11 protein-coding genes and 1 pseudogene are annotated in these 15,583 nt (G+C 59.5%); 6 read left to right on the top strand and 6 right to left on the bottom strand.

The genetic code is table 11. The features are described 5' to 3' along the window. Window positions 1-120, top strand: a pseudogene (locus tag JWQ90_RS12515) (IS630 family transposase); the annotation flags it as partial. Window positions 121-137: 17 nt separating this feature from the next. Continuing rightward, a complete protein-coding gene (locus JWQ90_RS12510) occupies window positions 138-1,034 on the top strand; it encodes a LysR family transcriptional regulator (RefSeq protein ID WP_299694310.1) in 897 nt (298 codons plus the stop codon). Window positions 1,035-1,214: 180 nt separating this feature from the next. Here the strand turns inward: JWQ90_RS12510 and JWQ90_RS12505 are convergent, their stop codons facing one another. After that, window positions 1,215-2,120 carry a LysR family transcriptional regulator gene (locus tag JWQ90_RS12505; RefSeq protein WP_299694307.1) on the bottom strand — a complete coding sequence of 302 codons (906 nt, stop codon included), beginning with the start codon at window positions 2,118-2,120 and terminating at the stop codon, window positions 1,215-1,217. 111 nt (window positions 2,121-2,231) lie between these two features. On the opposite strand from JWQ90_RS12505, the gene ilvD reads away from it, so the two are divergent. Then, window positions 2,232-4,073, top strand: a complete 1,842-nt coding sequence (gene ilvD, locus JWQ90_RS12500; protein ID WP_299694304.1) for a dihydroxy-acid dehydratase — start codon at window positions 2,232-2,234, stop codon at window positions 4,071-4,073. 27 nt (window positions 4,074-4,100) lie between these two features. Here ilvD and JWQ90_RS12495 read toward each other — a convergent pair whose 3' ends face one another. From JWQ90_RS12495 to JWQ90_RS12485, 3 genes are all read right to left on the bottom strand, one after another. After that, window positions 4,101-5,384, bottom strand: coding sequence for a sugar MFS transporter (locus JWQ90_RS12495; protein WP_366919506.1), 1,284 nt, complete (start codon window positions 5,382-5,384; stop codon window positions 4,101-4,103). Window positions 5,385-5,584: 200 nt separating this feature from the next. Continuing rightward, on the bottom strand, window positions 5,585-6,916 hold the full coding sequence (locus JWQ90_RS12490) for a family 1 glycosylhydrolase (RefSeq protein ID WP_299694298.1): 1,332 nt from the start codon (window positions 6,914-6,916) through the stop codon (window positions 5,585-5,587). Window positions 6,917-6,929: 13 nt separating this feature from the next. After that, window positions 6,930-8,507 (bottom strand): amidohydrolase family protein, encoded by a 1,578-nt coding sequence (locus JWQ90_RS12485; protein WP_299694295.1) that lies wholly within the window; start codon window positions 8,505-8,507, stop codon window positions 6,930-6,932. A gap of 165 nt (window positions 8,508-8,672) precedes the next feature. Between JWQ90_RS12485 and JWQ90_RS12480 the strand changes: the two genes are divergently transcribed. Further along, window positions 8,673-11,165 carry a TonB-dependent receptor gene (locus JWQ90_RS12480; protein ID WP_299694292.1) on the top strand — a complete coding sequence of 831 codons (2,493 nt, stop codon included), beginning with the start codon at window positions 8,673-8,675 and terminating at the stop codon, window positions 11,163-11,165. A 109-nt stretch (window positions 11,166-11,274) separates the two neighbouring features. Continuing rightward, on the top strand, window positions 11,275-12,153 hold the full coding sequence (locus JWQ90_RS12475) for a fumarylacetoacetate hydrolase family protein (protein WP_299694289.1): 879 nt from the start codon (window positions 11,275-11,277) through the stop codon (window positions 12,151-12,153). Between the two features lie 56 nt (window positions 12,154-12,209). On the opposite strand, the gene JWQ90_RS12470 is transcribed toward JWQ90_RS12475, so the two are convergent. Together JWQ90_RS12470 and JWQ90_RS12465 are read right to left on the bottom strand one after the other, a co-directional pair. Then, window positions 12,210-13,016, bottom strand: coding sequence for a TetR/AcrR family transcriptional regulator (locus JWQ90_RS12470; RefSeq protein WP_299694286.1), 807 nt, complete (start codon window positions 13,014-13,016; stop codon window positions 12,210-12,212). Between the two features lie 107 nt (window positions 13,017-13,123). Continuing rightward, window positions 13,124-13,792, bottom strand: coding sequence for a nuclear transport factor 2 family protein (locus tag JWQ90_RS12465; protein ID WP_299694282.1), 669 nt, complete (start codon window positions 13,790-13,792; stop codon window positions 13,124-13,126). Between the two features lie 203 nt (window positions 13,793-13,995). On the opposite strand from JWQ90_RS12465, the gene JWQ90_RS12460 reads away from it, so the two are divergent. After that, the gene (locus JWQ90_RS12460) at window positions 13,996-15,576 is read left to right on the top strand and encodes a bifunctional 3-(3-hydroxy-phenyl)propionate/3-hydroxycinnamic acid hydroxylase (protein WP_299694279.1); all 1,581 of its coding nucleotides are present in this window, start codon (window positions 13,996-13,998) and stop codon (window positions 15,574-15,576) included. The last annotated feature ends 7 nt before the right edge of the window (window positions 15,577-15,583 follow it).

The raw sequence follows: 15,583 nt of genomic DNA, 5'->3' as shown, positions 1-15,583 counted from the left end.
ATCGACGCGATTCGTAGCTTCACCGCCGCTTACAACAACAATGCCGCTCCCTTCGTCTGGCGTAAGCGTGAGGTCAAGGGCGCTCAGCTTCGAAACACTATCGTTAACTTGCGCAATTAGACACTAGATTTCCATGAATGCCTAAACCGGACATCACCCAGCTGAGCGCCTTCGCCGAGGTCGCGACCTTGCGCTCCTTTCGGAAAGCAGCAGAGATTCTCGAAATCTCACCCTCGATGGTGAGTCACCTGATGCGTCGCCTCGAACAGCGTATGGGCGTGCGTTTGCTTCACCGCACGACCCGCAGCGTGGCGCCTACGCAGGCTGGGGAACGGCTCCTCGCCCGTCTGCGTCCCGCGCTGGAGGAACTCCGCGGCGCGCTCGGCGAAGTCGATGACTTTCGGGATCAGGCCACGGGCCGCGTCCGCGTCGATACGCCCGAGCAAGGAGTCCGCCTCCTGCTCCGCGACGTCGTCCCCGCGTTTCAGAAGGCGTTTCCGGACATCGAACTCGACCTCGTGACCGAAGGTCGGCTCGTCGACATTGTCAAAGAAGGCTTCGACGCCGGCGTGCGGCTCGGCGGCACCATCCCCCGAGACATGATCGCGATACCGCTCGGTGGCCAGGCGCGCTGCATCGCGGTGGCTTCCCCGGGGTACCTCGCGCGGCATAAATGGCCGCAAACCCCGGACGACCACCAGTCGCACGAATGCATCCGGGTCCGGCTTCCAAACGGGAAACTGCCTGCATGGGAATTTGAAAAGCGCGGGCAGACGCTGGCGATCGACGTGCCGGGGACGCTGATCTTGAATCAGGAAGGTCTGATGATTGAAGCTGCACTCGTGGGGCTCGGCGTCGCCTACGTGTTCGAGAGTTCGGTGCGTGACGCACTCAAGGCTCGGCGGCTCACCAGCGTGCTCGACGATTGGTGCCCCGGCTTTCCGGGCGCGTTCCTCTACTACCCAGGCAACCGCAACCTCCCCTCGGCGCTCCGCGCATTCGTCGATACGATCAAGATCTCGCGTGCGTCGTAGCTCGTCCGCAGTGTCGAGGCGTGTCCCTCAGGTGCTCGTCCAATGGCTTTGCCTCCCAGGAGGCATCTCGCCGTGGCCACGCTGCCGGTGTCCTTCGAGCACCAAGATCGACGGCGAATAGCAACGCTTCCAGCCCGGAGAGCCGTACAGCAGCGATCGGACTCCTGGGCCATCACGGGATCACATGCCCAGGAAATCACCTGTTTGGGCGACCCGCAACAAGGTCGCGACGAAATTTCTGCTGGCCGGGTTGTCGTCATCGCGGGTCGTCACGATACCGAGTTCGAGCGCCGCTACTGGACCGCGCAGCGGCCGATATTGAACGCCCCGTCGCCTCAGGTTCTGGAGCGAGGCCGGGACCAGGGCGAATCCCATGCCGCTGGCGACGAGGCTGATAACGGTCTGCATCTGCCGCGCCTGCTGCGTGATCCGCGGCGTGAAACCAGCGGCGCGGCACTTGCCGATGATCAAGTCAAACAGTCCCGGTGCGAGTTCCCGTGGCGGGATGATGAAGCTTTCGTTGGACAGGGCCCTGAGGTCCACCGCCTTGCCACCCTTCGTCAGATGGTGTCCGGTCGGCGCCGCCAGCACCAAGCCTTCGGTCGCCACGGGTTCGAACAGCAGGTCCGGCGTGTCCAGCGGCCCGAGGCCGATACCGAGGTCAAGCCGAGCCGCGCGGATTTCCCGCACCTGGGCGTCCGTGGTCAGCTCATGCAACTGCACGGCCATGCCGGGATACAGGCTACGGAACTCCTTCAGCGCCGGCGGAAGGATGCTGTAGTCGGCGATCGACACGAAGCCGACCGACAGCGTGCCGACGTCGCCACGCCCGGCGTTGCGGGCCATCTCCTTGCCGCGCTCGAACCGGGCAAGCACCGCGCGCATCTCGTCGAAGAAAACCTGGCCGGCGGCGGTCAGTGTCACGCCGCGGTTGCTGCGGTCGAGCAGCCGCACGCCGAGTTCGTCTTCGAGCGCTTTCAGCTGCGTCGACAGTGGCGGTTGCGAAACATGCAGGCGCTGCGCCGCGCGTGAGAAGCTGCGCTCCTCGGCAACGGCGATGAAATACTTCAGCTGTCGCAATTCCACTATTCGTGCTCCATATACCGGAGAGGCTTAAATCGTATTGGTCAGTATAGGAGATGCCGGCCAGAATCCGGCCACCGCCGCATCGTCGGCTGCACGCCCAGGCTCAGACCCATGCCCGCTCTCCGTTCCCGCACCAGTACTTTCGGCCGCAACATGGCAGGCGCCCGCGCGCTGTGGCGGGCCACCGGAATGAAGGACGGCGACTTCGGCAAGCCGATCATCGCCGTGGCCAATTCCTTCACTCAGTTCGTACCCGGCCACGTCCATCTGAAAGACCTCGGCCAGCTGGTGATCAGCGAAATCGAGAAGGCCGGCGGCGTCGGCAAGGAGTTCAACACCATCGCCGTCGACGACGGTATCGCCATGGGCCATGACGGCATGCTCTACAGCCTGCCGTCGCGCGATCTGATCGCCGACAGCGTGGAGTTCATGTGCAACGCGCACACTGCCGACGCGCTGGTCTGCATCTCCAATTGCGACAAGATCACGCCCGGCATGCTGATGGCCGCGTTGCGCTTGAATATCCCGGTGATCTTCGTGTCCGGCGGGCCGATGGAGGCCGGCCGCACGATACTGGCCGGCAAGCCGGTGACACTCGACCTGATCGATGCGATGGTCGCCGCCGCAGACGACCGCGTGTCCGATGCCGATGTGCAGCAGATCGAGCGCTCGGCATGCCCCACCTGCGGTTCCTGCTCAGGCATGTTCACCGCTAATTCGATGAACTGCCTGACCGAGGCGCTGGGCCTCGCGCTGCCCGGCAACGGCTCGCTGGTCGCCACGCATGCCGATCGCGAAAACCTGTTCCGCGAAGCCGGGCGCCGCATCGTCGAGCTCGCCCATCGCTACTATCGCGACGGCGACGAGCATGCGCTGCCGCGTAGCATCGCGGCCAAGGCTGCGTTCGAAAATGCGATGTCGCTGGATATCGCGATGGGCGGTTCGAGCAATACCGTGCTGCATCTGCTCGCCGCGGCGCAGGAAGGCGGCATCGCGTTCAAGATGCAGGACATCGACCGCTTGTCGCGACGCGTGCCGACACTGTGCAAGGTCGCACCATCGGGCCCCCTGCATTTGGAAGACGTGCATCGCGCCGGCGGCGTCATGGCGATCCTCGGCGAACTGGACCGCGCCGGATTGCTCGACACCTCGGTGCCCACCGTACATTCGACAACACTAGCCGCCGCGCTCGATGGCTGGGACGTGATGCGGTCCGACGATGCCGCCGTGCATACGTTCTATCGAGCGGGACCGGCCGGCATCGCCAGCCAGCGTGCGTTCTCGCAGGACTGTCGGTATCCGAATCTGGATCTCGACCGAACGAAAGGCTGCATTCGTTCGGCCGCTGCGGCCTTCAATCGCGACGGTGGGCTCGCCGTGCTGTCAGGCAATCTCGCCGAGCGCGGATGTATAGTTAAGACCGCCGGTGTGGACGACGGCCTGCTGGTGTTCCGTGGCCAGGCCGTGGTCTTCGAAAGCCAGGACGCGGCCGTAGACGCGATCCTCGGCGGCCGCGTCACAGCCGGCGATGCCGTGATCATTCGCTACGAGGGCCCAAGAGGCGGCCCCGGCATGCAGGAGATGCTGTATCCGACGAGTTATCTGAAGTCCAAGGGCCTCGGCAAGCACTGTGCGCTGATCACCGATGGCCGCTTTTCCGGCGGCACCGCGGGGCTGTCGATCGGCCACGTTTCACCTGAGGCAGCAGAAGGCGGCAACATCGCGCTGATCGAAACCGGCGACATGATCCTGATCGACATCCCGCGGCGAACCATCCGCGTCGACATCGACGACACCACGCTGGCGCAGCGTCGCTCGGCGCAGCTTGCGAAAGGCTGGAAACCAGCACTGCCCCGCAACCGAAAAGTGAGCATGGCGCTCAAGGCCTATGCCGCCTTGACTACCAGCGCCGACAGGGGCGCCGTGAGAGATCGAGCGTTGCTGGACGCTTGACTCGAACGGCCGAAGGGCAATTCCCACTCATCCTGTCCGGGATTCGCAGGCATACCAGCCATAACCCATGATGGTTACGTAGCACAACAGGGGGATGAACAACGCGATCTTCAAACTGCTGTGGTCAGCGGTGTAGCCTGCTATCAGCGGAACGATGGCGCCGCCGACAATGGCCATGCAGAAGATGCCTGATCCCTCGGACATACGACTGCCGAGATTTTCGCAGCCCAACGAGAAAATGGTCGGAAACATGATCGAGTTGCACAGGCCGACTGCCAGTAGCGTCCAACCCGAAATGCTGCCTGCGGTGATCGACGACGCCAGGAGTAGCAGTGCCGCGGTGAAGGCCGCCGTCGCGAGCACCTTGCCCGGCGAGTAGACGCGTAGCGCCCAGGTCCCTATGAATCGACCCAGCATCGCGCCGCCCCAATATAATGGGACGTGCATGCCCGCGTCCCGCTCTGCCAGTCCCATCCCGTCGGCTTGCATCAGGTAGCTGACAATGAAGGAACCAACAGTGACTTCAGCGCCAACATAAAGAAAGATGCAGAGCGCTCCAAAGGCAAAACGAGGCCTGAGGAGAAGATCGAACGACTTCAGGAGACCCAATGCGACTTCAGGCTTCTCCTGCAGCTTGCTTCGCATACTCCACACCGCAACGGCGACCAGCGTCAGTGCTGCCGCCAGACCCACATAGGTGTGCACGATGACCATCGACTCTACCGAACGGTAGGACTCCAGCGCGGCGCCGGCAAGATCCCTTGCATTGATCGTCGTCAACGATCCCAGGATCAAGATAGAACCGACGTAAGGAAAAACCGTGGTCCCCAAGGAATTGAAAGCTTGAGCAAAGGTGAGGCGACTGTGTGCCGTTGATGCTGGTCCCAGGATCGAAATCAGCGGGTTCGCCACGACCTGTACCGTCGTCACTCCTGACGCGAGAACAAACAGTGCAAAGAGAAACATGCTGAAGATTCCGGACTGCGATGCAGGAATGAACAACAGGCATCCGGTCGTCATCACCATCAGGCCGATAGCCGCGGTCCGCATGTAACCGAATCGCCGGACCAGCAAGGCCGCGGGTATCGAAATAGTGAAGTAGGCGGCGAAGAAAGCGAACTGAACCAACATCGCCTGAGCGTAGCCGAGCGTGAATAGATCCTTTAGCTTCGGGATGAGCACATCGTTCAGGCTGGTGAGCCCGCCGAAGACAAAAAACAGACCGATGACGAAGAACTGCAGACTCCTCGGTGCTCCGGTCGCAGGTTTCGTTACTGAAGCGGTCGATGTGCCGCTCGGATCGATATTCATGAAACCGCCATTTGACTGATCGAAATCCATCCGGAATGCCCGATGGAAACTCTGAAGGGTGCTGAGCATCCACGGATTTGACGCCTTCAGAAAAGGATCTGTCAGCGCTGCCCGATGCGAATCGAACATCGGAGTGAGTCGACTGTGTTATCGCCGAGCCTAGCGATTTCGATATCTCCCGAACGGGGCCATCGAACTGGCTATGATCGGGTAGTTCTTGCTCGAGCGATAGCCCCGAGATAGTGGGCGCTCGGCTTCGGTGAGCGCTCAAAGGTTTTTCGATCGACTGATACCAGTCCAAATTTCGGTCGGTATCCAAAGATCCATTCAAAATTGTCCAGTAATGACCAGTGAATGTAGCTGCGTACGTCGACACCGTCTTTGATGCAGTTGTCCACCTCTGCCAGCGCAGCGTCGATGTATGCGATGCGCCGCGTATCATCTTCCGTGCCGATGCCATTCTCGGTGACGTAGACCGGCTTTCCGGTGACGGCAGCAGCATGTCGTATCGTTGCGCCAAGCGCCTGCGGATAGAACTCATAGCCCATCTGCGTCAGTTCAGCGCCAGCTTCGGGCCCGAGGTCACCGTCGGGCCCCGTCCGATTGCGTGAATAGGTCTGAACGCCTACGAAATCGGATTTGGCTGCGGCCTCAAGCCAGGATCCGTAGCAATCCTTCTGCCGTTGAGTGGCCAGATTGTTCGGGCCAACACCTTGTTCGTCCGATATCGCGATGTTGACGCCGACCGGAAAGTTGCCGGCCACTGATTTGATCGCTTCGTAAGCTTTGGCATGGGCCGCCAGATAGTTGGCCTGGATAGCATCCGAGCCGCTGCTATAAAACGTCACGAACGTTTCCGAGCCGCAGGCTCTTGCAGCAGCGGCAGCCATCTGCATCGCCTTGGGTGATTCCGCCAGCGACGCTTTGTGCCAGAACACGCTCTGCAATAGGTTCGGTTCGTTGAATGTGGCGGCCGCCGCAATCAAAGGACCCAAGCGGGAAGTCGCTTTGTCTGCATAGCGCGCGAACAGTTCGGAGCTGTCATCTCTCGAAAAACCGCCGCGGGCTGCAAACCATCGCGGGGCCGTGAAATGGTTATAAGTCACAAACGGAGCCAGGCCGTGTTTGTGACAGCACTCCAGAACTCGCTCGTAGCGATCGATTTCCGCTTGCGAGAAGAACCCAGCCTCCGGCTCGATTCGACTCCACTCAATGCTGAGCCGGATGCAGTTGAAGCCCAGGCGGGCGGTCAGGGCAATGTCTTCTTCATACCGATGATAGTGATCGCAGGCGTCGCCTGATCGTTCGGTAAAAAGCGTCGGATTGACGTTTTCATAGACCCAGAAATCGGAGTTGACATTGTTGCCCTCGACTTGATGCCCCGCAACCGCGCAGCCGAACAGAAAGCTCTTGGGCAGTGCTTTGGCTTTACTCGCGGGTGATGCCTGGGCACGGGTCGATAAAGTGCCGATGCCCGCCAAGCCCAGAGAGCCGGCAATGAACATGCGGCGATTCAAATCAAGTTCGCTCATGATGTCTCTCCCTCTATCGGCTTACGGAAGCCGCGACGCCGGCCTTGAGGTTTGCCAGATCCGTGCTGGATCGATAGAAACCCGAGCGGATGACAGCATTGATCCGATGCAAATTCCCAGCGTCGTCCAGCGGATTCGCGTCGAGCACCACAAGATCAGCGACCTTGCCTTGCTCGACAGTGCCCATTGTCGAAGTGCGCCCCAGAAAGCCGGCGGCATTGATCGTCGTCATCTGCAGGATGTGCAGAGGCGACAGACCCGCGGTAGCCAGCTCGTCGAATTCCGTATGGAGGGAGAAGCCGATCCAACCGGGCCCGGCATCGCTACCAGCCATCATGCGCACCCCGTCGGCATCCAGCAGCTTGACCAGCTTGAGATCAAGGGAATAAGCGTCGCGCAAAATCTGTTTGTCCTTCGGTGACACTTTTTCGATGAACTCCTTCGTCACCTCGCGCCACAGATTCAGCCGATCCGCGTCTACGTATTTCAGATTGAGATCGTTTGTAAACTCCGCTGAATCCGCAAGATGCGAGTTCTTCAGTCGAATAAGCGTCGGGACTTGCCAAGTTTTGTTGGTGGTGAACACCGCTGCCGTCGAATGACATTTGGCTTCGCTGTAGGTTGAAACCGCCAGTCGTATGCGATCGAAGTCTTTTGACGACAGCCCCATGGAAGGGTTGACCAAGATTCGTTTCAGGAAGTGCGCCACGATCTGGTCGCTGAAAGGGATCGCAAAGGGAATCTTGAGAAAGGCCGGCAAAGCGGGAGCCTCGCCCTGGAGAGCCGCTGACTCCATGGAACACGCGATCATGACGCTGTCGCCGGGGCCCAGATGTTCGATCGAATGCATGCCTTCGTTTGACGCGGTGATCGCGTCGACATCGGGTGGGACATGCCCCAGAGCCGGTATTCCGTCGCGGTGACTTTCTTCCAGAGCCGCTTTCAGAACGATGGGGCTGACCAATCCGATTTTGATGAAATCTGCGCCGGCAGCCTGCTGCTTCCGAACCAAGGCGCTCGCCATCTCCGGCGTTCGCGCATTGACCGGCGTCAGGATGGGCCCGGGCATTGCCAATAGTGCGGGTTCATCGTTCCGAATAGGCAAACCACCTTTTCGGCGCTGCTCGAGCAAAGCCTCCGATCCGCTCATCTGCCGGAATCCCGTGATGCCGTTCGCCAGCATCAGCGCCAAACTGTCGGCTAGATCGTCTTCTCCCATCACGTGTACATGCATGTCGTTGTAGCCGGGGACAACGAACTTGCCGGTGGCATCGACGATCTGGGCTGATGAATCCGCTGCAAGGCTCCCGCGGGGCGCAATGGTCGTGATTTGGCCGCGACTGATCGCGATATTCATCCCCGGTAAAAGCAACCCCTTGCGTACGTCCACGATCGTGGCGTTTTCAATGAACAGTTGATCGGCGCGCATTGGATGCTCGACCGGTGCCGCTTCTTTACGCGACTGCATGGATTCGGCGGGACAACCGCTCAGTAAGGCGGCAGAACTTACGATCGTGATCGCCAGAGCACGGGCTTTAGTCATCTGTGATAGCGAGCCCTCCGCGAACCTCATCCCGCGTTGCTTCTCCACTGCACTTCTCCTGCGCCGTTTCGGCCGTTGCTGTCGGAGACAGCGAAGCAGGCCGGGATATGTTCTGGGGCTAACGTCATCCCAGATTGGAAAATCGATATTGACAAAATTATCAGATATGCACAAGCTATCAATATAAGAAAGAAAATCGGAGGAGAGCCCAGCATGTCCCTGTCTGTGTTTCGAGCGTTCGCGCTTGTATTGCCCCTGTCTTGGTCGGTGGTCGCTTCTGCGCAGGAAGCTCCCGTCGCGCAGGGTAGTACGCCTGACGGTCAGGCTGCGGGGGCGCCGGAGCTTTCATCTATTCCCGTCGATACACCGGCTGAGACTCCGGTGGAGGCCGAAGCTCGAGACAGCAGTGAGCCAGGCGGCCTGGAAGAAATCGTGGTTACGGCCCAGCATCGTGTCGAAAGCGCGCAAAAGGCGGCCGTAGCCTTGGATGTCGTCTCCGGAGACGATCTGGAAAAGTCCGGAATTGTCGATTTGACGCGGCTCAACGAGAAAATGCCGGCGCTCGTGAGCAACGGCATCAGCAACTTCGTCCGCGGGGTCGGCACATTTTCCCAACTGGGTTACACCGATCCTGCGGTGGCCTTCAATTACGACGGCGTTTACATCGGTCGCTCGACTTCGACTCAAGGCCTTTTCTTTGATTTGCAACGCATCGAATTGTTGAAGGGCCCGCAGGGCACCTTGTATGGGCGAAATGCGACCGGTGGCGCACTCAATGTATTGCCCGTGGAGCCGCAGTTGGGGCAAACATCGGGCTACTTCAATGTGGGATACGGCAACTATGCCTTCTACAACGCCGAGGGTGCATTCAATGAGCCGATTGGTGAAGACAGCGCCATCCGGCTTTCGGCACTGGTGACCGCTAACGATGGCTTTGCAAACGACGGCACCGGCGATAAAAACATCAAGTCCGTTCGGCTACAGGAAAAGAGTCAGCTCTCCGACGACGTCACGTTACGATTGTCCGGGGATTATTCGCATGCTGGTGGAGTCGGCGGGTCCAGCACGTATCTGGACTACAGCCAGTACGATTCCCGGGCAGGCGCTTATACGGCTACGCCGACGCATTTTTCCCCCAGCGAAGGCTTGTTCTCAACCAAATTGCAGGACTACCGGACAACGCTCTTCATTCCGCAGGTCGGGCGAAATTATGATCATTTGAGTCCTTATCCTTTATCCGACAGCGACTATTACGGGACCAATGCCGAATTGGACTGGACCACGAACGCAGGCGTTGTCACGTTCATTCCGGCATACCGCGGCTATCATTCCAATGTGATCGTTGGCACGCCGTTCTCGCTGGGGTCCGTTGATACCGGAAATCAATTCAGCGTCGAAACGCGATTGGCCAGCGCCGGAGGAGAGCTTCTCGATTACACGACAGGCATGTATTTCTACCATGAAGCCGTGTCATCGGATGGCGCTATCAATCAGTCGGCCGTCTACGCACGCCAGTTTTACGATAGTGATTCAAGCTCCGCAGCTGCCTTCGCCCGGCTCACCTTCCACGTGACGGATGACCTGCGAGTAGTGGGCGGTGCCCGGTACACCCGTGACTGGAAGAAGTTTGATGGGAATACGGACGGCTTGGCCATGGTCTGTATCAATAAGATCATCGGGATTCCGAATTGCCCCAACGCCCGGCTGTTTATCTATGCACCCAAACCTGAAGATCAGCCATTCAATATCCCGACTGCCGGAGGGCTGCCAACGGTACAGCTCCCGGAAGAGACGATCATCATTCGCCAGATCACGAGTGAGCAAGCAAAGCTCAACCAGGGCAGGCCAACGTTCCGTGGCGCGCTTGAATACGATCTGGAGCCCGAATCGCTGCTTTACGCCAGCGTCGAGAACGGCTTCCGGTCGGGAGGCTTCTCGATTGCCGCCGGCTACGAGAGCTACCGACCGGAAAAGATCATCGCCTACACAGTGGGCTCGAAGAACCGTTTCTGGAATGGCAACTTCGAGCTCAACGCAGAAGCGTTCGATTGGGAATACAAGGATCAACAGCTGGGTTATTTGGGCGAGGATACCAACGGCAACCTGAACTTCATTATCCAGAACATCGGCTCATCGAGCATCCGTGGCTTTGAACTCGATGCCAAGGCGCTACCCTGGCCGGGAATGCATGCGGGCGCGACACTGCAGTATCTCGATTCGACTTATAACGCTTTTCAGTATGACACCCCGATCGTCGACGTTATCCCGATCATCACTACGGACAATTCACCGCCACAACTCGTGGGATGCCCCAGTACGAAAAACGCCGGCGGCGATTCATATCATGTGAATTGTGACGGTTACCCGGGATTCAATTCTCCGAAGTGGACGCTCAATTTATCGCTTTCTCAGGCGATTCCCGTCTCCGATTACATCGTACTGCTGAGCGCAGAGACTCAGTACCGCACGAGCTACTATGTTGGGTTCCAATATCTGCCCTTTCAGCAGCAGGGCGATGCATGGCGCAGCCAGGCCCAAATCGTCCTCACACCGAAGAACGCGACCTATGTTTGGTCAGTTTCGGCATATATCCGCAACATTGAGAACACGCGAAGCCTGACGTCCACTGCCAGCCAAAGCGGAATCGACTCCGCGAGCTACAGCGATCCTCGGACTTACGGAGTCCGGTTGAGCGTGCAGTTCTGATGCACGCCAGTCGGCTCACGATCTTTGCCCGCAAGCAATTTGAGGTGCTCGTTCTTCACTGCTCACTGTTGCTCAACCATGCAGCGCATCCACGCTTTGGAGCTCGTTCATGAAGCTGATCAGTTTTCGCATTCAAAGCCAGTCTGGCTACGGCGCTCTCAAGGGCGATGGAGCAGTCGATCTCTCGAAGCATCTGGGCAAGCGCTTCCCCGACCTGAAAAGCCTGCTCTCCAGCGCCGATGGCGAAGGGCTCAAGTCCGCCGCGGGGCTGCTTGAAGGCGCGGCGCCCGATCTCCGGCTGGAGCAAATCGAACTCCTGCCGCCCATCCCGAACCCGGGCACGATTTGGTGTGCGGGCATGAATACGCATTCGCACTTCAACGAGGCCAAGGCCTACATGGGCCTGAAGGACTTACCGCCCAAGCCCATTCTTTTCCTGCGCGCCAACGCGACCCTGGTGGGCTCCGGGCAGCCTCTGGAGAAGCCCAAGCTCGAACCCATCTTCGATTTTGAGGGCGAGATTGCGCTGGTGATCGGCAAGCGTGGCCGCAATGTCCCGGTGGAGTCGGCGCTCGACTACATTGCCGGCTACTCGGCCTTCAACGACGCGAGTGCACGGAGCTATCAGCAGGCTTCTCCGCAAATCACGGCCGGCAAAAATGCCTATCGCAGCGGCGGCTTCGGTCCCTGCCTGGCCACACCGGACGAAGTCGATCTCGCCACCATGACCATGGTCTGCCGTGTCGACGGCAACGAGATGCAGCGCATGCCGGTCGATGATCTGATCTTCAGCTTCGCGCAGCTGATCAGCTTCATCTCTGAATTCGCCTGGCTGGAAGTGGGTGACATAATGGTCACTGGCTCGCCCAAGGGCATCGGCGCACTGCGCAATCCGAGAGTGCTGCTGGTTCCGGGCACACGCGTCGAGGTGGAGGTGAGCGGCGTCGGCACGCTGGTGAACGACGTTCTAGAGCAGGTTCTGACCTAACTCGCCGCCAGGCCTTGTCCAGGCGAAAGAGCCCACACGTCTAAAAGGCCGGTCGTCTAAGGTAGCGATGACCCCTGAATCACCGGCAAACGCTTGCGGGCGATCTTGCCAGCCTCGGCGAACGAAATGCCCAGGCCATGGATCAAGAAGGCCGCAGCCCGTTCCGGCAGGCTCTGCTGGTCCAAGCCGTGGCGGGTGAACGCAGCGCCGTCACCGCCCCTCATCTGGATTTCGGCGGATATGGCGACCAGGATGCCGCCGCTGATGGCGATGAAGCTCATGATCGGATCGGGGGCCTTAAACCGACCACTGGCAACACCTCGTGTGATGTCGCGCATCAGTCGCACACCGAGGCCACGCGAAACCAGGTCCGGAGTCAATCCTTCGCGTATCAGCAGGCGGCCCCAAAGCGGATTCTGCTGGGCGTTCAACAGGGTGTGGCGAATCGATATTGCGATGACTTCAGCCGGATCTTCGATGTCCCGCACCAGCCGGTCCAGCGCGTCGCCGAATTTCTCGAATTCCACATCGACGATGGCCGCGTAGAGCGCTTCACGCGTATCAAAGTGGTTATAGAAGGAGCCGAAGCCAACGTCGGCAGCTTCGGTGATTTCGTTGATCGCGACGGCATCCATTCCGCGCTCGGCCATCAGGCGAAAACCCGCCTCAAGCAGCCGTTCGCGCGTCTCGCGCTTTCGCCGAGAGCCACGCGTCTCTTTTTCCGGCGCGGCATCTACTACGATTGCCGCGGCTGGACCGACCTTAGCCGGAACCGACTTCGGGACCGCCGCCGGTTTTCGCGGCTTGGGCTTGATTGCGGGGGTGCCACTCGCCGATGGCCGGCTGGCAGATTGGGTCTTCATTGACATCGAGCTTACGTGCCGGGTCTGTCAGAACAGATGATCAATTCTATTATGACAGAACTATCAGACCAGCTGAGCCTATGCGGCAACCGATGTCGGTCGATCTATTAGTCACCTGCCAGCCACTTCTGTCCGTCGACGTAGAGCGTCAGCATTGCGGGGCTCTTATCCAGCACCGCGGTCGGCGAGATTGATTTGCCTCCCTTTGCGAGCGCCGCAGCGAGGAATTTGAACTGTGCTGGGTATTGGCCCAGGTCCTTATAAAAGCCATCGGGCAGCGCGGCGTGGTCGACGGCGTCGGCTCGATCTTTCTCATAGATCGCGGTTCGTTTCAAAATTTTCCATTTTCCGTTCTGCTTGACGACATAGTCATAAAAGCGCGCATAGGACGTCGTATCGATCTCGCCGACCGGCGTCTTGGCGCGGACCATGATCGTCACGTTTTCTTCGGCGATTGCACGGTCGCCGTTGAGCTTGATCATCGGTACCCCGATGTAGTGCTTGACGGTGTTGTCCTTGTGCTCGGCGAGCTTTTTTGATGCAGCGACAAAGCCCTTGTTGGGGCCGTCAAACCAGCTCAGGGAAATCGAGCCGTCGTCAGTGAATGCGGCGAGCAAATCGTCCCAAGCCTCCTGGTCGCGGTAGAAGCCCCAGCTATTGATCAGCTCTGCGATTTCGGCTTTGGAGTTTGTCACGGCGGCATCACCTGTCTTTTGGGAAGCAGCAAGCAGCTGCGGGGATATCAGAAGCAGAAACAGTAAAGCAAGTCTCTTCATGGCTTGATCCTTCTTGTTGTGGTTCCGATACAAAAAACCGTATTCAAGTGCGCGTCGCCGAAGCTTGGCTCGGCCGGTCACTTGCCCAATGGCATTAGGGCATTGTCATTGTAGATATAAAACTCTATCATGATAAAAGTGTCAGTAGTGTAATAACAATCAAATATACGACCGTGAGTCGCTGATCCAGCCCGAGGATTTGCATGAAGAAGCTGATTCCTTCTGAGGTCGACGTGCTGGTCGTCGGCTACGGGCCGGTGGGCGCGGCGATGGGATGCCTGCTTGGTGGCTACGGTGTTCGTACGCTCGTGATCGACCGGGCGCCGGCCATATTCACGGCCCCGCGGGCGATCGCGCTAGACAACGAGGCGCTGCGCATCCTGCAGATGGTGGGCTTGGCGGACGACGCGTTCGACAAAGTCGTGATTCAGAAAGTCTGCATGCACAGCCCTTATTTCGGCCATTTCGGCACGATCAATACGCGCGGCATGATTGACGACCATCCTCGGCAGGTCACTTTCTTCCAGCCGGACCTCGAACGCGCTCTACGCAACAGAGCCGAATCGCAAACAAGCGTTACCGCGGTGACGAGTACCGAACTGATCGACTTCCAGGACCTGGGTGATCAGGTTGTTGCGCGATTGAAAACGGTCGATGGTCAGCTGTCGAATGTTTCGGCGAAATTCATCATCGGCGCCGACGGTGCCGGGTCCGCGGTCAGGAAAGCCATCGGGCAGGAATTTACCGGGCAGACCTACGGCGAAGACTGGCTGATCGTCGATGCGCTCAACGTGCCGAATAACATCGATCACATCGAGTTCATTTGCGATCCGCATCGGCCCACGCCTCACATGGTGGCGCCGGGCGGCAGAACCCGCTGGGAGTTCATGCTCAATGGCAGCGAAACCCGCGAAGAGGTGGAGAAGGACGAGTCGATCCGTCGGCTGCTCGCGCCCTGGGGCGATACAAAGGCCATGATCATTGAGCGAAAAGCCGTCTATCGTTTCGCGGCTCGCTCGTGTGAGCGCTACAGCAAAGGGCGTGCGTTTCTGATCGGCGATGCCGCGCACGTCACGCCGCCGTTCGCCGGACAGGGCCTGGTCGGCGGCCTGCGCGATACCGCGAATCTGAGTTGGAAGCTGGCCTGGGTGCTGCGCGGTCACGCTGCCGCTTCGATCCTGGAAACCTACGATCAGGAACGGCGCCCGCATGCGATCGCAATGATCGACCTCGCCAAGAAGATGGGGGGCGTCATCATGCCGCGGAGCCGGTTGAAGGCAGTGACCATCCACGGCGCACTGCGGTTGCTGCGCCTGGTACCGCCGGTGCGGAAGTATCTTGAGGATTTCGGTCCCAAGCCAAAGAACGAGTTTAGCGAAGGTCTCTTCGTGGCGGGCGTCGGCAAGCTGCGCCGGGGCGCGATGTTGCCGCAGTTTCGCGTCAAAAATCCGCAAGGCAGTTCGCATCGCAGCGACGACCTGATCGGATCGAAAATGACCTTGATCGGCTTCGGCGCGGATGTGCAGTCACAGTTGAGCGGTGACAGCCTCAGGCAGTGGCAAGAGCGCGGAGGGCAGGTCGTGAATGTGCGTGCGGCCGGCGACAGCAATGCCAGTACCGGCATCTTCTACGAAGTGATGGACGGTGAGCCGCTGATGACGAAGGTCCCGGCGGGCTGGTGTGCGGTGATCCGTCCTGACCGGACGATCCTGCACGACGGCGAGGTGGTCAATGCCGAGCAGATCGTTCGCGATTCCCTGGCTGCGCTCAAGGCTGCCGCGTGAAAGCAAA

The organism is Hydrocarboniphaga sp. (assembly GCF_028291725.1).
Taxonomy (GTDB): domain Bacteria; phylum Pseudomonadota; class Gammaproteobacteria; order Nevskiales; family Nevskiaceae; genus Hydrocarboniphaga.
The sequence above is the reverse complement of the archived record's forward strand: the minus strand, read 5'-3'. Positions and strand labels throughout refer to the sequence as shown.

Excerpts from the sequence above, each read along its gene's own strand:
- JWQ90_RS12510 (WP_299694310.1), top strand. The coding sequence starts at position 138 with ATGCCTAAACCGGACATCACCCAGCTGAGCGCCTTCGCCGAGGTCGCG.
- ilvD (WP_299694304.1), top strand. The coding sequence starts at position 2,232 with ATGCCCGCTCTCCGTTCCCGCACCAGTACTTTCGGCCGCAACATGGCA.
- JWQ90_RS12495 (WP_366919506.1), bottom strand. The coding sequence starts at position 5,384 with ATGAATATCGATCCGAGCGGCACATCGACCGCTTCAGTAACGAAACCT.
- JWQ90_RS12490 (WP_299694298.1), bottom strand. The coding sequence starts at position 6,916 with ATGAGCGAACTTGATTTGAATCGCCGCATGTTCATTGCCGGCTCTCTG.
- JWQ90_RS12480 (WP_299694292.1), top strand. The coding sequence starts at position 8,673 with ATGTCCCTGTCTGTGTTTCGAGCGTTCGCGCTTGTATTGCCCCTGTCT.
- JWQ90_RS12475 (WP_299694289.1), top strand. The coding sequence starts at position 11,275 with ATGAAGCTGATCAGTTTTCGCATTCAAAGCCAGTCTGGCTACGGCGCT.
- JWQ90_RS12470 (WP_299694286.1), bottom strand. The coding sequence starts at position 13,016 with ATGAAGACCCAATCTGCCAGCCGGCCATCGGCGAGTGGCACCCCCGCA.
- JWQ90_RS12465 (WP_299694282.1), bottom strand. The coding sequence starts at position 13,792 with ATGAAGAGACTTGCTTTACTGTTTCTGCTTCTGATATCCCCGCAGCTG.
- JWQ90_RS12460 (WP_299694279.1), top strand. The coding sequence starts at position 13,996 with ATGAAGAAGCTGATTCCTTCTGAGGTCGACGTGCTGGTCGTCGGCTAC.